This is a genomic window from Pseudomonas sp. RGB (genome assembly GCF_007713445.1).
Classification (GTDB): Bacteria; Pseudomonadota; Gammaproteobacteria; order Pseudomonadales; family Pseudomonadaceae; genus Aquipseudomonas.
The window spans coordinates 102,104-120,232 of record NZ_VMSH01000016.1; the positions used below are offsets into that span (position 1 = coordinate 102,104).

General features: G+C 60.2%; 17 protein-coding genes and 1 tRNA gene. 15 read left to right on the forward strand and 3 right to left on the reverse strand.

All coding sequences use genetic code 11. From position 1 onward, the window contains the following. Window positions 1-172: 172 nt before the first annotated feature. The 6 genes from murJ to ispH all read left to right on the forward strand — a co-directional run bounded on the left by murJ (window position 173) and on the right by ispH (window position 7,694). Window positions 173-1,711: a murein biosynthesis integral membrane protein MurJ gene (murJ, locus tag FPT15_RS25405; protein WP_145165592.1), complete on the forward strand. Its 1,539-nt coding sequence runs from the start codon at window positions 173-175 to the stop codon at window positions 1,709-1,711. Between the two features lie 119 nt (window positions 1,712-1,830). Continuing rightward, window positions 1,831-2,769, forward strand: a complete 939-nt coding sequence (gene ribF, locus FPT15_RS25410; RefSeq protein WP_064450635.1) for a bifunctional riboflavin kinase/FAD synthetase — start codon at window positions 1,831-1,833, stop codon at window positions 2,767-2,769. Window positions 2,770-2,783: 14 nt separating this feature from the next. Beyond that, window positions 2,784-5,615 carry an isoleucine--tRNA ligase gene (gene ileS / locus FPT15_RS25415; RefSeq protein ID WP_145165593.1) on the forward strand — a complete coding sequence of 944 codons (2,832 nt, stop codon included), beginning with the start codon at window positions 2,784-2,786 and terminating at the stop codon, window positions 5,613-5,615. After that, window positions 5,608-6,117 carry a signal peptidase II gene (lspA, locus tag FPT15_RS25420; protein WP_145165594.1) on the forward strand — a complete coding sequence of 170 codons (510 nt, stop codon included), beginning with the start codon at window positions 5,608-5,610 and terminating at the stop codon, window positions 6,115-6,117. The genes ileS and lspA overlap by 8 nt, the downstream gene beginning before the upstream one ends. A gap of 7 nt (window positions 6,118-6,124) precedes the next feature. Further along, window positions 6,125-6,562, forward strand: a complete 438-nt coding sequence (gene fkpB, locus FPT15_RS25425; protein ID WP_010213263.1) for an FKBP-type peptidyl-prolyl cis-trans isomerase — start codon at window positions 6,125-6,127, stop codon at window positions 6,560-6,562. 184 nt (window positions 6,563-6,746) lie between these two features. Then, window positions 6,747-7,694 carry a 4-hydroxy-3-methylbut-2-enyl diphosphate reductase gene (gene ispH / locus FPT15_RS25430; RefSeq protein ID WP_083360219.1) on the forward strand — a complete coding sequence of 316 codons (948 nt, stop codon included), beginning with the start codon at window positions 6,747-6,749 and terminating at the stop codon, window positions 7,692-7,694. Here ispH and FPT15_RS25435 read toward each other — a convergent pair. Then, a complete protein-coding gene (locus FPT15_RS25435; protein WP_145165595.1) occupies window positions 7,648-8,229 on the reverse strand; it encodes a GspH/FimT family pseudopilin in 582 nt (193 codons plus the stop codon). The two genes, ispH and FPT15_RS25435, sit on opposite strands and share 47 nt — an antisense overlap. A 206-nt stretch (window positions 8,230-8,435) precedes the next feature. Between FPT15_RS25435 and pilV the strand changes: the two genes are divergently transcribed. From pilV to thiO, 5 genes are all read left to right on the forward strand, one after another. After that, entirely contained in the window at window positions 8,436-8,921 is a 486-nt protein-coding gene (gene pilV, locus FPT15_RS25440) for a type IV pilus modification protein PilV (protein WP_145165596.1), read from the forward strand. Next, window positions 8,918-9,625, forward strand: a complete 708-nt coding sequence (locus FPT15_RS25445; RefSeq protein ID WP_145165597.1) for a PilW family protein — start codon at window positions 8,918-8,920, stop codon at window positions 9,623-9,625. Before pilV ends, FPT15_RS25445 begins: the two co-directional genes overlap by 4 nt. 7 nt (window positions 9,626-9,632) lie before the next feature. Continuing rightward, window positions 9,633-10,163: a PilX N-terminal domain-containing pilus assembly protein gene (locus FPT15_RS25450; protein ID WP_256676512.1), complete on the forward strand. Its 531-nt coding sequence runs from the start codon at window positions 9,633-9,635 to the stop codon at window positions 10,161-10,163. Window positions 10,164-10,174: 11 nt separating this feature from the next. After that, window positions 10,175-10,576: a type IV pilin protein gene (locus tag FPT15_RS25455; RefSeq protein ID WP_145165598.1), complete on the forward strand. Its 402-nt coding sequence runs from the start codon at window positions 10,175-10,177 to the stop codon at window positions 10,574-10,576. Window positions 10,577-10,638: 62 nt separating this feature from the next. Beyond that, entirely contained in the window at window positions 10,639-11,748 is a 1,110-nt protein-coding gene (thiO, locus tag FPT15_RS25460) for a glycine oxidase ThiO (protein ID WP_145165599.1), read from the forward strand. On the opposite strand, the gene FPT15_RS25465 is transcribed toward thiO, so the two are convergent. Then, window positions 11,735-11,968, reverse strand: coding sequence for a PP0621 family protein (locus tag FPT15_RS25465; protein WP_145165600.1), 234 nt, complete (start codon window positions 11,966-11,968; stop codon window positions 11,735-11,737). The two genes, thiO and FPT15_RS25465, sit on opposite strands and share 14 nt — an antisense overlap. 125 nt (window positions 11,969-12,093) lie before the next feature. Continuing rightward, window positions 12,094-13,119 carry an outer membrane protein assembly factor BamD gene (locus FPT15_RS25470; RefSeq protein WP_106578596.1) on the reverse strand — a complete coding sequence of 342 codons (1,026 nt, stop codon included), beginning with the start codon at window positions 13,117-13,119 and terminating at the stop codon, window positions 12,094-12,096. A gap of 149 nt (window positions 13,120-13,268) precedes the next feature. On the opposite strand from FPT15_RS25470, the gene rluD reads away from it, so the two are divergent. The 4 genes from rluD (at window position 13,269) to FPT15_RS25490 (ending at window position 18,066) form a co-directional block, all read left to right on the forward strand. Beyond that, the gene (gene rluD / locus FPT15_RS25475) at window positions 13,269-14,231 is read left to right on the forward strand and encodes a 23S rRNA pseudouridine(1911/1915/1917) synthase RluD (protein ID WP_005784662.1); all 963 of its coding nucleotides are present in this window, start codon (window positions 13,269-13,271) and stop codon (window positions 14,229-14,231) included. Continuing rightward, the gene (pgeF, locus tag FPT15_RS25480) at window positions 14,228-14,953 is read left to right on the forward strand and encodes a peptidoglycan editing factor PgeF (RefSeq protein WP_145165601.1); all 726 of its coding nucleotides are present in this window, start codon (window positions 14,228-14,230) and stop codon (window positions 14,951-14,953) included. Before rluD ends, pgeF begins: the two co-directional genes overlap by 4 nt. Window positions 14,954-15,123: 170 nt before the next feature. After that, window positions 15,124-17,688: an ATP-dependent chaperone ClpB gene (gene clpB, locus FPT15_RS25485; RefSeq protein WP_145165602.1), complete on the forward strand. Its 2,565-nt coding sequence runs from the start codon at window positions 15,124-15,126 to the stop codon at window positions 17,686-17,688. A 302-nt stretch (window positions 17,689-17,990) separates the two neighbouring features. After that, window positions 17,991-18,066 (forward strand) — tRNA-Asn (locus tag FPT15_RS25490). The last annotated feature ends 63 nt before the right edge of the window (window positions 18,067-18,129 follow it).

Consider the following 18,129-nt stretch of genomic DNA (forward strand, 5'->3'; position numbering starts at 1 on the left):
AGGGCGGCTGATGCGAACTGCTGAGTGGTCGATCTGAAGAGGCGGGTGATTTATTTCCGGCGCTTGACCTGTAAACTCGCGAGCTTTGGCTCTGTGCTGTTGCAGGCGCGCAGTATCGCATAAGTGGGCGCTTTGTTCGCCTGCTCTTTATCTATAGGCGCAAACTCTTTCAATGAATCTGCTCAAATCGTTGGCTGCCGTCAGCTCTATCACGATGATCTCCCGGGTTTTGGGGTTCGTGCGCGACACCCTGCTGGCGCGCATTTTTGGCGCCAGCATGGCCACGGATGCGTTCTTTATTGCCTTTAAACTGCCCAACCTGCTGCGACGCATCTTTGCCGAGGGGGCATTTTCCCAGGCGTTCGTGCCAATTCTGGCCGAGTACAAAAACCAGCAGGGCGAAGAAGCCACCCGTACCTTTATCGCGTACGTTTCGGGCCTGCTGACGCTGGTGCTGATGCTAGTCACCATCGCCGGCATGCTCGCCGCGCCCTGGGTGATCTGGGCCACGGCGCCGGGTTTTGCCAATACCCCGGAAAAATTCGCGCTGACCACTGATCTGCTGCGCGTGACCTTTCCTTATATATTGCTGATTTCCCTGTCGTCCCTGGCTGGGGCGATCCTCAACACCTGGAACCGCTTCTCGGTGCCAGCCTTCGTGCCGACTCTGCTGAACGTCAGCATGATTATTTTTGCGCTGTTCCTCACGCCGTACTTCGATCCGCCGGTGATGGCCCTGGGTTGGGCCGTGCTGGCGGGTGGCCTGGCGCAATTGCTGTACCAGCTGCCACACCTGAAAAAGATCGGCATGCTCGTGCTGCCGCGCCTGAACCTCAAGGACACTGGTGTCTGGCGCGTGATGCGCAATATGTTGCCGGCGATCCTCGGGGTCTCCGTCAGTCAAATTTCGCTGATCATCAACACCGCGTTCGCCTCGTTGCTGGTTTCAGGCTCAGTGTCCTGGATGTACTACGCCGACCGTCTGATGGAGCTGCCATCCGGCGTGCTCGGGGTGGCCCTGGGCACCATTTTGCTGCCAACCTTATCGCGCACTTATGCGAGCAAGGACCGCCAGGAGTATTCGCGGATCCTCGATTGGGGCCTGCGCCTGTGCTTTATGTTGGTACTGCCGTGTTCTCTGGCCTTGGGCATCCTGGCCGAACCGCTGACCGTGTCGCTGTTTCAATACGGCCAATTCAGCGCGTTTGACGCCTCGATGACCCAGCGTGCGCTGGTCGCCTACTCCGTCGGGCTGCTCGGCATTATTGTGATCAAGGTGCTGGCGCCGGGGTTCTACGCCCAGCAAAACATCCGCACACCGGTCAAGATCGCAATCTTCACTTTGATCGTCACTCAACTGCTTAACCTGGTGTTCATCGGTCCGCTGGCTCACGCCGGCCTGGCCCTGGCCATCAGCGCTGGTGCCTGCATCAATGCCGGCCTGTTGTTTTACCAACTGCGTAAACAACAGATGTATCAGCCGCAGCCGGGCTGGGGCATGTTCGCCCTCAAGCTGCTCGTGGCGGTGGCGACCATGTCGGCCGTGTTGCTGGGCCTGATGCACTTTATGCCCGCCTGGGACCAAGGCCATATGCTGGAGCGCTTCATGCGCCTGGGCATTTTGGTGGTTGCCGGCGTGGTGGTGTACTTCGGGATGTTGCTGCTGCAAGGCTTTCGTCTGCGTGATTTCAATCGCAAGTCCCTGGGATAGAGAGTTTGCCGCGATAAAACGATGGTTTTATCGATTCGATCCATTTGGCCTGCGCTGTTGCCTGTCGTCCGGGGCCGGGTGTGGTTATAATCGACCACTTTATGAGCAAGAAGCGCGTTATGCAGCTGGTTCGAGGTCTCCACAACCTGCGCCCCGAGCATCGGGGCTGCGTCGCCACTATTGGCAACTTTGACGGTGTTCACCGTGGCCACCAGGCTATCCTGGGCCGGCTGCGTGAACGTGCGGTCGAGTTGGGCGTGCCCAGCTGCGTGGTGATTTTTGAGCCGCAGCCACGGGAATTTTTTACCCCTGAAACGGCGCCGGCACGTTTGGCGCGTTTGCGCGACAAGCTGCAGCTGCTGGCCGAAGAGGGCGTGGACCGTGTTCTTTGCCTGGCCTTCAACCAGCGTCTGCAAAGCCTCAGCGCCGCCGAGTTCGTCGACCGTATCCTGGTGGATGGCCTGGGCGTACAGCACCTGGAGGTCGGCGACGACTTCCGTTTCGGTTGCGACCGCGTCGGGGATTTCGACTTCCTGCAACACGCCGGTGTGAATCAAGGTTTTACCGTCGAAGCCGCGCAAACCGTCGAACTGGACGGCCTGCGCGTGAGCAGTACCCAGGTGCGTAACGCCCTGGCCGCTGCCGACTTCGCCTTGGCCGAGCGTTTGCTCGGTCGCCCGTTCCGCATTGCCGGGCGGGTACTGCACGGCCAGAAGCTGGCGCGCCAACTGGGCACGCCAACCGCCAACGTGCAACTCAAGCGCCGTCGTGTGCCACTCACCGGGGTTTACCTGGTGAGCGTCGACATCGACGGCCAATCGTGGCCGGGAGTCGCCAACATAGGCGTCAGGCCCACGGTTGCAGGTGATGGCAAGGCCCACCTGGAAGTTCACCTTTTGGATTTTGCCGGTGATTTGTATGACCGGCGTTTGACGGTGGTTTTCCACCAGAAGCTGCGTGAAGAGCAGCGTTTCGCCTCGCTTGAGGCGTTGAAAACGGCGATCAATGCGGATGTCGCCGCCGCCCGTGCACTAGCCGCACCTAGCGCCCATCGCTAACCGAAGAGCCTTAAATGACCGACTATAAAGCCACGCTAAACCTTCCGGACACCGCCTTCCCAATGAAGGCCGGCCTGCCACAGCGCGAACCGCAGATTCTGCAGCGCTGGGACAGTATTGGCCTGTACGGAAAGTTGCGCGAAATTGGCAAGGATCGTCCGAAATTCGTCCTGCACGACGGCCCTCCTTACGCCAACGGCACGATTCACATCGGTCATGCGCTGAACAAAATTCTCAAGGACATGATCCTGCGCTCCAAAACCCTGTCGGGTTTTGACGCACCTTATGTTCCGGGCTGGGACTGCCATGGCCTGCCAATCGAGCACAAAGTCGAAGTGACTTACGGCAAGAACCTGGGCGCGGATAAAACCCGCGAACTGTGCCGTGCCTACGCCACCGAGCAGATCGAAGGGCAGAAGTCCGAATTCATCCGGCTGGGCGTATTGGGCGAGTGGGACAACCCGTACAAGACCATGAACTTCGAGAACGAGGCCGGGGAAATCCGCGCCTTGGCTGAAATCGTCAAAGGCGGTTTCGTGTTCAAGGGCCTCAAGCCCGTGAACTGGTGCTTCGACTGCGGTTCGGCCCTGGCCGAGGCGGAAGTCGAGTACGAAGACAAGAAGTCCTCGACCATCGACGTGGCCTTCCCGATCGCCGACGACGCCAAGCTGGCCGAGGCCTTTGGCCTGGCGAGTCTGAGCAAGCCGGCTGCCATCGTGATCTGGACCACCACCCCGTGGACCATCCCGGCCAACCAGGCGCTCAACGTGCACCCGGAATTCACCTACGCCCTGGTGGACGTCGGTGATCGCCTGCTGGTGCTCGCTGAAGAAATGGTCGAAGCCTGCCTGGCGCGTTACGAGCTGCAAGGTTCGGTGATCGCCACCACCACTGGCACATCGCTGGAATTGATCAACTTCCGTCACCCGTTCTATGACCGCCTGTCGCCGGTGTACCTGGCTGACTACGTTGAGCTGGGTTCGGGCACGGGTGTGGTTCACTCCGCACCGGCCTACGGCGTTGACGACTTTGTGACCTGCAAAGCCTACGGTATGGTCAACGACGACATCCTCAACCCGGTGCAGAGCAATGGCGTGTACGCGCCGTCGCTGGAGTTCTTCGGCGGCCAGTTCATCTTCAAGGCTAACGAGCCAATCATTGATAAGCTGCGTGAAGTCGGTTCGCTGCTGCACACCGAAACCATCAAGCACAGCTACATGCACTGCTGGCGCCACAAGACCCCGTTGATCTACCGCGCCACTGCGCAGTGGTTTATCGGCATGGACAAAGAGCCGACCAGCGGCGACACCCTGCGAGTGCGCTCGCTCAAAGCCATCGAAGACACCAAGTTCGTTCCGGCCTGGGGCCAGGCGCGCCTGCACTCGATGATCGCCAACCGCCCGGATTGGTGCATCTCCCGTCAGCGTAACTGGGGCGTGCCGATCCCGTTCTTCCTGAACAAGGAAAGCGGCGAGCTGCACCCGCGCACCGTCGAACTGATGGAAGTCGTGGCCCAGCGTGTTGAGCAGGAAGGCATCGAAGCCTGGTTCAAGCTGGACGCCGCCGAGCTGCTGGGCGACGAAGCGCCGCTGTACGACAAGATCAGCGACACCCTCGACGTGTGGTTCGACTCCGGCACCACTCACTGGCACGTGCTGCGCGGTTCGCACCCGATGGGCCACGAGACCGGCCCGCGTGCCGACCTGTACCTGGAAGGTTCGGACCAACACCGCGGCTGGTTCCACTCCTCCTTGTTGACCGGCTGCGCCATCGACAACCACGCGCCATACCGCGAACTGCTGACCCACGGTTTTACCGTCGACGAGACGGGCCGCAAGATGTCCAAGTCGCTGAAAAACGTGATCGAGCCGAAGAAGATCAATGAAACCCTGGGCGCCGACATCATGCGTCTGTGGGTAGCCTCGACCGATTATTCGGGCGAAATCGCCGTGTCGGACCAGATCCTGGCCCGTAGCGCCGATGCCTACCGCCGTATCCGTAATACCGCACGCTTCCTGCTGTCGAACCTGACCGGTTTCAACCCGGCCACCGACCTGCTGCCGGCCGAGGACATGCTCGCCCTCGACCGTTGGGCAGTGGACCGTACCCTGTTGCTGCAGCGCGAGTTGCAGGAACACTACGGCGAATACCGCTTCTGGAACGTGTACTCCAAGATCCACAACTTCTGCGTGCAGGAACTGGGCGGTTTCTACCTCGACATCATCAAGGACCGCCAGTACACCACCGGCGCCAACAGCAAGGCACGCCGTTCGGCGCAGACCGCGCTGTACCACATCTCTGAAGCGCTGGTGCGCTGGATCGCGCCGATCCTGGCCTTCACCGCCGACGAGCTGTGGGAATACCTGCCGGGCGAGCGTAACGAATCGGTGATGCTCAACACTTGGTACGAAGGCCTGACCGAACTGCCGGCCGACTTCGAACTGGGCCGCGAGTACTGGGAAGGCGTGATGGCCGTCAAAGTGGCGGTGAACAAGGAGCTGGAAGTGCAGCGTGCGGCCAAGGCCGTCGGTGGCAACCTGCAAGCCGAAGTCACCCTGTTTGTCGAGGAAGGCCTGAGCGCCGACCTGGCCAAGCTGAGCAACGAACTGCGCTTCGTGCTGATCACCTCGACTGCCAGCCTGGCACCGTTTGCTCAGGCACCTGCGGACGCGGTAGCCACCGAAGTGCCGGGCCTCAAGCTTCAAGTGGTCAAGTCGGTCTTCCCTAAGTGCGCCCGTTGCTGGCACTGCCGTGAAGACGTTGGCGTGAACCCTGAGCATCCGGAAATCTGCGGTCGTTGCGTCGACAACATCAGCGGTGCTGGCGAGGTTCGCCACTATGCCTAACACCAGCCGTTTCGGACGTCTGGGCTGGCTCGTACTGAGCGTGCTGGTGCTGGTCATTGACCAGCTCAGCAAGGCTCACTTCGAAGGTGCCTTGCAGATGTACCAGCAGATCGTGGTCATCCCTGACTACTTCAGCTGGACCCTGGCCTACAACACCGGCGCTGCCTTCAGCTTCCTCGCTGACAGCTCCGGCTGGCAGCGCTGGCTGTTCGCGTTGATCGCGGTCGTGGTCAGTGCAGTCCTGGTGGTCTGGCTTAAGCGCCTGGGTCGCGATGATACCTGGCTGGCTATCGCCCTGGCCCTGGTGCTGGGCGGTGCACTGGGCAACCTGTACGACCGCATTGCCCTGGGCCATGTGATCGACTTTATCCTGGTGCATTGGCAGAGCCGCTGGTACTTCCCGGCGTTCAACTTTGCCGACAGCGCCATCACCGTCGGTGCAATCATGCTGGCGTTGGACATGTTCAAAAGCAAGAAAACCGGAGAGACCGTCAATGACTGATCAGGTATTGGCTGAGCAACGCATCGGCCAGAACACGGAAGTCACTTTGCATTTCGCACTGCGCCTGGAGAACGGCGACACGGTCGACAGCACGTTCGACAAAGCCCCGGCGACCTTCAAGGTCGGCGACGGCAACCTGCTGCCGGGTTTTGAGGCGGCGCTGTTCGGTTTCAAGGCCGGTGACAAGCGTACCCTGCAGATCCTGCCGGAAAACGCCTTTGGCCAGCCCAACCCGCAAAACGTGCAGATCATCCCGCGTTCGCAGTTCCAGGACATGGACCTGTCGGAAGGCCTGTTGGTGATCTTTAATGATGCGGCGAATACCGAGCTGCCTGGTGTGGTGAAAACCTTCGATGACGCGCAAGTGACCATCGACTTCAACCACCCGTTGGCCGGTAAAACCTTGACGTTTGACGTTGAAATCATCGACGTTAAAGCGCTCTGATCAACGACGCTGGCTCCTGTGGGGGCTGGTTTATGTGGGAGCTGGCTTGCCTGCGATAGCATCACCTCGGTGTACCTGATACACCCAGTCGTCTGCATCGCGGGCAAGCCCGGCGCCCACAGGGGCTCACTCCTGTAGAGTTGAGTTGATCCAATTTCTTGCCCTGCAAGACACGAGGCACAGCATGCAAATCAAACTCGCCAACCCCCGTGGCTTCTGCGCCGGTGTGGACCGGGCGATCGAAATCGTCAATCGCGCCCTGGAAGTCTTCGGGCCGCCGATTTACGTGCGTCATGAAGTCGTCCACAACAAATTTGTGGTCGAAGACCTGCGCGCACGCGGTGCCATCTTCGTCGAAGAGCTCGATCAGGTGCCGGACGACGTTATCGTCATCTTCAGCGCGCACGGTGTTTCCCAGGCCGTGCGTACCGAGGCTGCCGGCCGCGGCCTCAAGGTATTCGACGCCACCTGCCCCCTGGTGACCAAGGTGCACATCGAAGTCGCGCGCTACAGCCGTGACGGCCGTGAATGCATCCTGATCGGCCATGCCGGCCACCCGGAAGTCGAAGGCACCATGGGCCAGTACGACGCCAGCAATGGCGGCGCCATTTACCTGGTGGAAGACGAAAAAGACGTTGCCAACTTGCAGGTGCAAAACCCCGAGCGGCTGGCCTTTGTCACGCAGACCACCTTGTCGATGGACGATACCAGCCGTGTAATCGATGCCTTGCGCACGCGATTCCCGGCCATTGGTGGCCCGCGCAAAGACGACATCTGCTATGCCACACAAAACCGTCAAGACGCGGTCAAGCAATTGGCCGATGAGTGCGATGTCGTGCTGGTGGTCGGCAGCCCCAACAGCTCCAACTCCAACCGCTTGCGCGAACTGGCCGAGCGCATGGCCACGCCGGCCTACCTGATCGACGGCGCTGAAGACATGCAGCGCAGCTGGTTCGACGGTGTCGAGCGTATCGGCATTACGGCGGGCGCGTCGGCGCCGGAAGTGCTGGTGCGCGGTGTGATCCAGCAACTGCAGGCATGGGGTGCCACCGGTGCCGATGAATTGGCTGGCCGTGAAGAGAACATCACGTTCTCCATGCCCAAGGAACTGCGGGTTCGCTCGCTGCTCTGAGTGCCAAGGTGCCGGAGTCATTCCGGCATAACGCCTGCTCGGTGGTGTCACTGCGCAGGCTGATGCGCCCGCTGGGGGCAAGTACCACTTGAAACAGGCTTTGTGCCTGATCCGCGTCGCACACGTGCACAGTGCCTGCACGGAACCCTCCCGCTGAAAAAATCGGCTCGCCCAATCCGCTGAAGCGTACCTCGCTCTTCACGGGCCCATTGCCTACGATCGGCACCTGCCCGCTGTCCTGGCGTTCCAGCAGCACCGGATTGTTCTCGTCCAGATGGCCGCGTCCGCTTTCGTCCAGTACTACTCGCCATCCCTGGCTCCAGTTTTCATCCCGCGCATGAATGACCACCGCACGATTGCGCGCAATGGCCTCGGTGCGCGCATAGCGCATGCCGCTGGCCAAGGCCTGCGCAGCTGTTTGTCGTTGCTGCGACTCAAGCAAGCCTCTGAAACCGGGCACTGCGAGATTTGCCAGGATGCCGCTCAGCAACAGGCTCAGCAGAAGCTCGACCAAGGTGAATCCGCGTTGCGTCATGTGTCGTCCCTCCATGGACGGGTTCACTGTTTCAGGTGACAGGCATAGGTATAGCCGCCAGTTCCTGGCGTGGAGTGATGGCCTTTATGTCCAAAGTATTTCCCTTTGTTCCGGCAGCAGCGCCAGCCGAAAACCGACGCTAGTCTTGGGCCGCACAGCAGGTTTTTCCTGCTTTTCTCCGGCCTTCGACAGGGATGACGACGGTGATGCTTGTTTGTCCGAACCTAAAATTTGCCTGCGTCTTACCTCGCCACCAATCCGGCATGACGCTGATCGAGGTGCTGGTGGCCGTGCTGATTCTTGCGGTCGGGTTGCTGGGCGCGGCGGTGATCCAGCTCAACGCACTCAAATACACCGACAGCTCAAGGATGATCAGCCAGGCCAGTTTCATTGCCTACGACATGCTGGACCGGGTTCGCGCCAACTCGGGCGTCGACTATTCATGGAGCCGAACCGAAGGCGCGCCGCTCGGTACGGCCAGCGCCAGCGTGCGTGACCTGGACCTGCACGACTTCGAAGCAAATATCGTCGGGTTTGCCGGAGCGAGTGCAAAAGGCTCCGTCGTGGTCAGTGGCAGCGAGGTGACCGTCAGTATCAGTTGGGGCGACGCCAGGGGCGCGAACCCCAGCGGCGCACGGGAAACCTTCACCCTCGCCAGTCGCATTGCCAGCGAGTCTGGGGTGGCGCAATGAATCGCTTTGCACGGGGATTCAGCCTGGTGGAGCTGTTGCTGGCGCTGTCTGTCGGGTTGTTGCTGATCCTCGGGGTCAGCCAAGTCGTCATCAGCGTTCGAGCCACCCACGCCAGCCAGCAGGCAGCCATGTTGCTGCAGGATGATGCGCGGTTTGTGCTGGGCAAGATGATTCAGGACATTCGCCAGGCGGGTGTATTTGGCTGCCTGGCGACGGCCTCTATCGATAATGCGCCGGCGGCCTTTGATCGACCGGTCGGCTGGAGCACCTCGGGCAGCTCGAGGTCACTGACGTTAGTCACTGCGGATGCAAGTGGAGAGGGTGGCAGGCCAGACTGGACGGTACTTTCCGACTGCGTGACCACGGCCCAGGCCTATGCGGGCAACTCGCCGACGCCCGCGCCTGGCCAGAGCCGGTTTGCGATACGCCAGCTCACCTACACCTTTGAAGCGGGCCAGCTGAAGGTCAGTACACCGGCTGCGCCGGCCAAGGCGGTTCTGGTGGATAACGTACAGGCGTTCGACCTCAGTTTCGGTGTGGCAACCAAGCCCGGCTCGGCTCGCGTTGCGTGCTATGACCCCACCCCGGCCGACGAATCACTGATACGCAGCGTGCGTATCCGAATGACGCTGCGAGACCCGACGGGGCGCGTTCAGGATCAGGCCTACAGCGTCGTGGCAGCGCTGCGCAACCGGTTGGAGTAGAGCGATCATGCGCAACTTTGACGGCTTCCATCCACGGCAGACGGGCATGGTCCTCTTGATCAGCCTGGTGTTTTTGCTGGTGTTGTCACTGATCGGCCTGGCCTCGATGCAAGGGGCCGTGTCCCAGCAAAGGATTGCCAGCGGCATCTGGCATCGCAATCAATCATTTCAAAGTGCAGAAAGCGGCCTGAGGTTGGGGGAATCAATGGTCCGGCGCGCGGGGTCGGTGTTGCCGTTATGCCCGTCGGTAAGCGCCTGCGCACCGCCACCGGAGTCGTTTTCTGTGGTTGGCACCGGGGAGCGTTCTGTTTCAGCGGTCAGTTGGGTTGCCTTCAAGGGCGGCCTGTACGGCATTCAGGCGCTGGGGCAGGGCACAGGGCTGACGGGTTTACCTTTGCACACATCTGCCAGGTTATACCGCGTGACGGCGGTGGGCTTCAGTGGCCAATCGCGCACCGTTCTGGAGACGGTCTATGCGCAGGTCAACGAAGCAGCAGGGGCGAGATTTCGTCGGATTTTATGGCGGCAACTTCAATAAGGAGCGTATCAATGGGCAAGGATTGCCGGGGTTTTACCTTGATCGAGCTATTGATCGCTGTAGCGATCATCGCGTTTCTGGCCGGGGTCGCTTACCCGGCGTATACCGGGCATGTAAAAAAGGCCTATCGCGCAGAAATCGTTGCGTTGTTGTCCGAGCAAGTCCATTACCTGGAGCGCTTTTACACGCGCAACGGCACTTTTATTGATGCAAGCGGCGTCAGTGCGGGCAATGAACGCTATAGAATCGGCGCTGCATTGAACCCTCAGGACTTCACCTTGGTGGCCACGCCTGCCGTCGGCTCAGTCATGGCAGGCGACCCTTGCGCTGAATTCAGCCTGAGCAGCTCCGGCGTGCGCAGCAACCCGGGCGCGGCACCTGGAATGTCGCGCAAGGCGTGCTGGGGGCAATGATGAGAGTGCTGGATGAGTGGGCGCCCGGTGCGCTTTTCCCTTTTTATCGGCTGGATCAAATGATGGCTAAGCAACAGCAAGTGGTGATTGTCGGTGGCGGAGTAATCGGGTTGTTGACTGCGTACAACCTGGCCACCCAAGGGCAGGCCGTCATGCTGCTGGAGCGCTCCGGGCTTGGCCAGGAGTCCTCCTGGGCCGGCGGCGGGATCGTGTCGCCGCTGTATCCGTGGCGCTATAGCCCGGCGGTCACCGCGCTGGCGCATTGGTCCCAGGATTTTTATCCGCAATTGGCCGAACGTCTGTTCGCGGCCACGGGTGTTGATCCAGAGGTTCATACCACGGGCCTTTACTGGCTGGACCTGGAAGACGAGGCCCAGGCGTTGGCCTGGGCTGCCCGCGAGGGGCGGCCGCTGAGCAAAGTGGATGTGTCGGCTGCGCACGATGCGGTGCCGGTACTGGGCGGCGGGTATTCCCAGGCGATCTACATGGCGGACGTGGCCAACGTGCGCAACCCGCGCCTGGTCAAATCCCTCAAGGCGGCGCTGTTGGCGCTGCCTGGTGTGACCCTTCATGAGCAGTGCGAAGTGCAGGGGTTTGTACTTGAAGGCGAAGACGTAGTGGGCGTGAATACCGCTGCGGGACCGATTCTTGGCGACCAGATAGTGTTGGCTGCGGGTGCCTGGAGCGGTGAGTTGCTTGGCAAGTTGGGCTTGGCGCTGCCGGTGGAACCGGTAAAAGGCCAAATGATTTTGTACAAATGCGCCTCGGATTTCCTCTCGAGCATGGTCCTGGCCAAGGGGCGTTATGCGATCCCACGGCGTGATGGGCACATTCTGATCGGCAGCACGCTTGAACACGAAGGGTTCGACAAGACCCCGACCGACTCAGCGCTGGAAAGCCTCAAGGCTTCGGCTGTGGAGTTGATTCCTGCCTTGGCGGACGCCGAGGTCGTGGGGCATTGGGCCGGTTTGCGGCCCGGCTCACCGGAAGGTATCCCTTATATCGGTGAAGTCCCGGGCTTCAAAGGGTTGTGGCTCAATTGCGGGCATTACCGCAATGGCTTGGTGCTTGCGCCGGCATCCTGCCAGTTGTTTGCCGACTTCTTGCTGGGGCATACGCCGATCATTGACCCGGCGCCTTATGCGCCCGCAGGTCGAATCAACGCTGGATAGACTTCGGCCCCTGTTCCAGGTGTGCCTGAGTGCAATACCACTCCTGGCGTGAGCTCAGCGCGCGATCCTGCGGCAAGTGCACGCCGCAGTGGGCGCAGCGCACCATCATGGCTGCGTCAGGCTCGCTGGCGCGTTGCTGCCGGGCGGCCGGGCTTTTGAATTTGCGCCAGAACCATACCGCGGCAGCAATGACGGCAATCCAGAACAGTAGACGAAGCATGATGGGCAGTTTCTCGACAAGGAATGCGCCAGTTTAGCCAAGGTCGTGGCAGGCGCACAGTGCAATAACGCCGGGCAATAAGAAAGGAGCCTCGAAAGGCTCCTTCTTGATGACGCTGAGTGCAATCAGTCGAATACGCCGAACGTCATGTAGCTGAACCACGAACGATCTTCGTTGTTGCCAAGGGCCTGCGGCTCTTGCTCTTCGATCACATCGCCATTCTCGTCATGCGGCTTGAGCTCCGACGGAATTGCTTCCTTGGCGTCCTGGAACTGTTTGATCACGTCCTGGTTGGCGCGGGTTTCGCCCGGCGGCAAGGGTGGACGGGAACTGATCAGGCCCAGGGTGTACTTGCTCAGCCACGAACGGTTGTCTGTTTCGGCAACCCGAGGCACAAACTGGCCGTCTTTCAAGCTTGGCGAGTCTGGGTAGTTGAGCTTCAGGGTTTCCAGGCTGGTGGCTGCCAATGCATCCAGGTGCAATGCCTGGTAAGCCTCGGTCATCACCGCCAGGCCGTCACCCACGGAAGGGGTTTCCTGGAAGTTCTCCACTACATAGCGCCCACGGTTGGCGGCAGCCACGTAGGCCTGACGGGTCAGGTAGTAGTCAGCCACGTGAATCTCGTAGGAAGCCAGCAGGTTGCGCAGGTAGATCATGCGCTGCTTGGCGTCCGGCGCGTAGCGGCTGTTGGGGTAGCGACTGGTCAGCTGGGCGAACTCGTTGTAGGAGTCGCGGGCAGCGCCGGGGTCACGCTTGGTCATGTCCAGCGGCAGGAAGCGCGCCAGCAGGCCCACGTCCTGGTCGAACGAGGTCAGGCCCTTCATGTAGTAGGCGTAGTCCACGTTCGGATGCTGCGGGTGCAGGCGGATAAAACGCTCGGCGGCGGACTTGGCAGCTTCCGGCTCGGCGTTCTTGTAGTTGGCGTAAATCAGCTCGAGCTGTGCCTGGTCGGCGTAGCGACCGAACGGATAACGTGACTCCAGGGCCTTCAGCTTGGCTGTGGCACTGGTGTAGCTATTATTGTCCAAGTCTTTTTGAGCTAATTGATACAGCTCGACTTCGCTCAGGTTTTCGTCGACGACTTCCTTTGTTGACGAGCAAGCAGCAGTCATGGCGAGGATGGCGATCAGCAGCAGGTGTTTCACTTGCATGGCGGCTTGCGTCCCTATGACGGCCGCTGTCTTGGGCGGGGCCGTCCTGTTATGATGAGCGCCCCGTTGAAAGCCTCGGGGCAAAAGACGCCGTATTTAACCACAAGCGCGCAGCCGAAACCAAAGGCTGTGCCACGCCTAGTCTGAGCATGTCCGATAAAATTGAACTTCGCGCAGAGGTGCCGTCCGAATTGGGCGGCCAACGCCTCGATCAAGTCGCCGCACAATTATTCGCTGAGCACTCGCGCTCGCGCCTTTCCGCCTGGATCAAAGACGGCCGCCTGACTGTGGATGGAGCGGTTATCCGCCCGCGAGACATAGTCCATGGCGGTGCGATTCTTGAGCTGACTGCCGAGCAGGAAGCCCAGGGAGAATGGGTCGCCCAGGACATCGAGCTGGACATCGTCTATGAAGACGACGACATCCTGGTCATCAATAAACCCGCAGGCCTGGTGGTTCACCCGGCCGCCGGGCACGCTGATGGCACCTTGCTCAATGCCTTGCTGCACCACGTGCCGGACATCATCAATGTCCCGCGCTGCGGCATCGTGCACCGCCTGGACAAGGACACCACCGGCTTGATGGTGGTGGCCAAGACCATCCAGGCCCAGACGCAACTGGTCACACAGTTGCAGAGCCGTAGCGTCAGCCGCATCTACGAGTGCATCGTGATCGGCGTGGTGGTGGCGGGTGGCAAGATCAACGCCCCTATCGGTCGCCACGGCCAGCAGCGTCAGCGTATGGCGGTGATGGAAGGCGGCAAGCAGGCCGTCAGCCACTACCGTGTGCTGGAGCGTTTCCGGTCCCACACTCACGTGCGGGTCAAGCTGGAAACCGGTCGTACGCACCAGATTCGCGTGCACATGGCGCACATTAACTTCCCGTTGGTCGGAGATCCGGCCTACGGCGGTCGCTTCCGTATTCCGCCGGCGGCGAGTCAGACCATGGTTGAATCGCTGAAATCTTTCCCGCGTCAGGCACTGCATGCACGTTTCCTGGAGCTGGATCATCCGACGAGCGGTAAGCGGATGAGCTGGGAATCGCCTCTTCCAGATGATTTGGTCTGGTTGTTGTCGCTGCTCAAGCAGGATCGCGAGGCGTTTATCGGATGAATGACTGGCTGATTCCTGACTGGCCTGCGCCGGCTCAGGTTAAAGCCTGCGTCACCACCCGTGCGGGCGGCGTCAGTCTGGCGCCGTTCGACAGCCTCAACCTGGGCGATCATGTTGATGACAGCCTTGAAGCCGTCCTTGAGAATCGCCGTCGTCTGACCGATACCTTTGATATTCAGCCCGCGTGGCTGCGCCAAGTTCACGGGGTGACCGTGGTCGAGGCTGACCCCTCGCGCATCGCCGAAGCCGATGGCAGCTGGACCAGCACGCCTGGTATCGCCTGCACATCCATGACTGCCGATTGCCTGCCCGCGTTGTTCTGCAACCGCGCCGGTACTCGCGTGGCGGCCGCCCATGCCGGTTGGCGTGGGCTGGCAGCGGGTGTGCTCGAAGCGGCTTTCGAAAGCCTGGGCTGCGAACCTGCCGATGTATTGGTCTGGCTGGGTCCTGCCATTGGCCCGCAAGCCTTTGAAGTCGGCCCGGAGGTGCGTGAAGCCTTTATGCAGCAGCTGCCGACGACCGCCGAAGCCTTCGTGCCAAGCCACAATCCCGCCAAGTACATGGCCGACATCTACCAGTTGGCGCGCCTGCGGCTCGCCGCACGTGGAATCACCGCTGTCTATGGTGGCGGTTATTGCACCGTGACTGACCCGCGCTTCTTTTCTTACCGTCGCAGCCCTCGCACGGGTCGATTTGCCTCCCTTATCTGGCTTGAGCGCTAGACTCTCTTGACTTGGGTCAACGCTGATCCACATCCACGATAGCCCGCTTGAATCTTGCAGAATCCACCCCATCTATAGGGGTATCTGGCAGGTTTCTTCATTCAGGATGCGTTTTTCGCGAGCAAGCTCGCTCGCACATAGCTCCGGCCTGCTCAAAAGGAAGGTGACTAATGCGTATTGATCGTTTAACCAGCAAATTGCAGTTAGCTCTATCGGACTCCCAATCCCTGGCGGTCGGCCTCGACCATCCGGCCATTGAGCCTGCGCACTTGATGCAGGCGCTTCTGGAACAGCAAGGTGGTTCTATCAAGCCCTTGCTGATGCAGGTGGGCTTTGACGTCAACAGCCTGCGCAAAGAGTTGAGCAAAGAGCTCGACCAACTGCCAAAAATCCAAAACCCTACCGGCGACGTGAACATGTCGCAGGACCTGGCGCGCCTGCTTAACCAGGCAGATCGCCTGGCTCAGCAAAAAGGTGATCAGTTCATCTCCAGCGAACTGGTACTGCTCGCCGCGATGGACGACAACAGCAAGCTTGGCAAATTGCTGCTGGGCCAGGGCGTGAGCAAAAAGGCCTTGGAAAACGCCATCAACAACCTGCGTGGCGGCGAGGCGGTGAATGACCCCAACCACGAGGAGTCGCGCCAGGCCCTGGACAAATACACGGTCGACCTGACCAAGCGCGCCGAAGAAGGCAAGCTTGACCCGGTGATTGGCCGTGATGACGAAATTCGTCGCACCATCCAAGTGCTGCAACGCCGCACCAAGAACAACCCGGTGCTGATCGGTGAACCTGGCGTGGGTAAAACCGCGATTGCCGAAGGCCTGGCCCAGCGCATCATTAATGGTGAAGTGCCGGACGGTCTTAAAGGCAAGCGTCTGCTGTCTTTGGACATGGGCTCGCTGATCGCCGGCGCCAAGTTCCGTGGCGAGTTCGAAGAGCGCCTGAAATCCCTGCTTAATGAACTGTCGAAGCAGGAAGGGCAGATCATTCTGTTCATCGACGAACTGCACACCATGGTCGGCGCCGGTAAAGGCGAGGGCTCGATGGATGCCGGCAACATGCTCAAGCCCGCATTGGCGCGCGGTGAGCTGCATTGCGTTGGCGCCACCACGCTGAACGAGTATCGCCAGTACATCGAGAAAGACGCGGCCCTTGAGCGTCGCTTCCAGAAAGTGCTGGTGGAAGAACCCAGCGAAGAAGACACCATCGCGATCCTGCGTGGCCTGAAAGAACGCTATGAGGTCCACCACAAGGTGGCGATCACTGACGGCGCGATTATTGCGGCGGCCAAATTGAGCCATCGCTATATCACTGACCGCCAGTTGCCGGACAAGGCCATCGACCTGATCGACGAAGCGGCCAGCCGTATTCGCATGGAGATCGACTCCAAGCCGGAAGTGCTCGACCGTCTGGATCGACGCCTGATTCAACTGAAGGTTGAATCCCAGGCCCTGAAGAAAGAAGAAGACGAGGCCGCGAAGAAACGCCTGGAAAAACTCCAGGAAGAAATCGTGCGTCTGGAGCGTGAATATTCAGACCTCGAGGAAATCTGGACCTCGGAAAAAGCCGAGGTGCAGGGTTCTGCGCAGATCCAGCAAAAGATCGAGCAGTCCCGTCAGGAGCTGGAAGCCGCGCGCCGTAAAGGTGACCTGAACCGCATGGCCGAGTTGCAGTACGGAGTGATCCCGGACCTGGAGCGCAGCCTGCAAATGGTCGACCAGCATGGTAAGCCCGAGAACCAATTGTTGCGCAGCAAGGTGACCGAGGAAGAAATCGCCGAAGTCGTTTCGAAGTGGACCGGTATTCCGGTGTCGAAAATGCTCGAAGGCGAGCGCGACAAGCTGCTGAAGATGGAAAGCCTGTTGCACCAGCGCGTCATCGGCCAGGAAGAGGCCGTGGTGGCTGTGTCCAACGCGGTACGGCGTTCCCGGGCCGGCTTGTCCGACCCGAACCGTCCGAGCGGCTCGTTCATGTTCCTCGGCCCGACCGGCGTGGGTAAGACCGAGCTGTGCAAGGCTTTGGCTGAGTTCCTGTTTGATACCGAAGAGGCCATGGTGCGGATCGATATGTCCGAATTCATGGAGAAACACTCGGTGGCTCGCTTGATCGGCGCCCCACCAGGCTACGTGGGCTACGAAGAGGGTGGTTACCTGACCGAAGCCGTGCGTCGCAAGCCTTACTCGGTGATCCTGCTGGACGAGGCCGAGAAGGCCCACCCGGATGTGTTCAACATCTTGCTGCAGGTGCTGGAAGATGGCCGTCTGACGGACAGCCACGGGCGTACCGTGGATTTCCGTAATACGGTGATCGTGATGACCTCCAACCTGGGCTCGGCGCAGATTCAGGAGTTGGTGGGGGATCGCGAGGGCCGGCGCGCTGCGGTGATGGATGCACTGACCACTCATTTCCGTCCGGAATTTATCAACCGGGTCGATGAAGTGGTGATCTTCGAGCCTCTGGCGCGGGATCAGATCGCGGGCATCACCGAGATCCAGTTGGGGCGCCTGCGCGGCCGCTTGGCCGAGCGCGAGCTCGACCTGGAGCTGAGCAGCGAGGCGTTGGACAAGCTGATCGCGGTGGGTTACGACCCGGTGTATGGCGCACGGCCACTGAAACGTGCGATCCAGCGCTGGATCGAGAACCCATTGGCGCAGTTGATCCTGTCGGGCAGCTTCATGCCGGGCACCAGCGTCACGGCGACTGTGGAAAACGACGAAATCGTCTTCCACTGAGCCCAGCCTGTATGGCTATAAGAAGAGGCCTCGCATTGCGGGGCCTTTTTTTTCGATAGGGCGTTGAACTGTAAGGCAAAGGCTTGTAAAGTGCGCCCCGCAGCAACGTCAGCCCACGGGTTTCTTCTCCCCAAGAAGAAATCAGAAAGAAGCGCAAATCATTGTCTTAAAAGCAATTTAAAGGGTTGACAGGGGTTTTTAAGATTGTAGAATAGCGCGCCTCAGAGACATGAACGTAGCGATACGGACAAGCCGAAGAGAACGTTTCAACGCAGTAAAGTTACACATTTGAAATATGCAGTTCCGTGATAGCTCAGTCGGTAGAGCAAATGACTGTTAATCATTGGGTCCCAGGTTCGAGTCCTGGTCACGGAGCCAATTTCAAAACCGGGGTATAGCGCAGTCCGGTAGCGCGCCTGCTTTGGGAGCAGGATGTCAGGA

Coding starts and splice junctions, on each gene's coding strand:
- ileS (WP_145165593.1), top strand. CDS start 2,784: ATGACCGACTATAAAGCCACGCTAAACCTTCCGGACACCGCCTTCCCA.
- clpB (WP_145165602.1), top strand. CDS start 15,124: ATGCGTATTGATCGTTTAACCAGCAAATTGCAGTTAGCTCTATCGGAC.
- murJ (WP_145165592.1), top strand. CDS start 173: ATGAATCTGCTCAAATCGTTGGCTGCCGTCAGCTCTATCACGATGATC.
- FPT15_RS25450 (WP_256676512.1), top strand. CDS start 9,633: ATGCGCAACTTTGACGGCTTCCATCCACGGCAGACGGGCATGGTCCTC.
- thiO (WP_145165599.1), top strand. CDS start 10,639: ATGGCTAAGCAACAGCAAGTGGTGATTGTCGGTGGCGGAGTAATCGGG.
- FPT15_RS25435 (WP_145165595.1), bottom strand. CDS start 8,229: ATGACGCAACGCGGATTCACCTTGGTCGAGCTTCTGCTGAGCCTGTTG.
- ispH (WP_083360219.1), top strand. CDS start 6,747: ATGCAAATCAAACTCGCCAACCCCCGTGGCTTCTGCGCCGGTGTGGAC.
- pgeF (WP_145165601.1), top strand. CDS start 14,228: ATGAATGACTGGCTGATTCCTGACTGGCCTGCGCCGGCTCAGGTTAAA.
- rluD (WP_005784662.1), top strand. CDS start 13,269: ATGTCCGATAAAATTGAACTTCGCGCAGAGGTGCCGTCCGAATTGGGC.
- FPT15_RS25470 (WP_106578596.1), bottom strand. CDS start 13,119: ATGCAAGTGAAACACCTGCTGCTGATCGCCATCCTCGCCATGACTGCT.
- FPT15_RS25465 (WP_145165600.1), bottom strand. CDS start 11,968: ATGCTTCGTCTACTGTTCTGGATTGCCGTCATTGCTGCCGCGGTATGG.
- pilV (WP_145165596.1), top strand. CDS start 8,436: ATGCTTGTTTGTCCGAACCTAAAATTTGCCTGCGTCTTACCTCGCCAC.
- lspA (WP_145165594.1), top strand. CDS start 5,608: ATGCCTAACACCAGCCGTTTCGGACGTCTGGGCTGGCTCGTACTGAGC.
- FPT15_RS25455 (WP_145165598.1), top strand. CDS start 10,175: ATGGGCAAGGATTGCCGGGGTTTTACCTTGATCGAGCTATTGATCGCT.
- FPT15_RS25445 (WP_145165597.1), top strand. CDS start 8,918: ATGAATCGCTTTGCACGGGGATTCAGCCTGGTGGAGCTGTTGCTGGCG.
- ribF (WP_064450635.1), top strand. CDS start 1,831: ATGCAGCTGGTTCGAGGTCTCCACAACCTGCGCCCCGAGCATCGGGGC.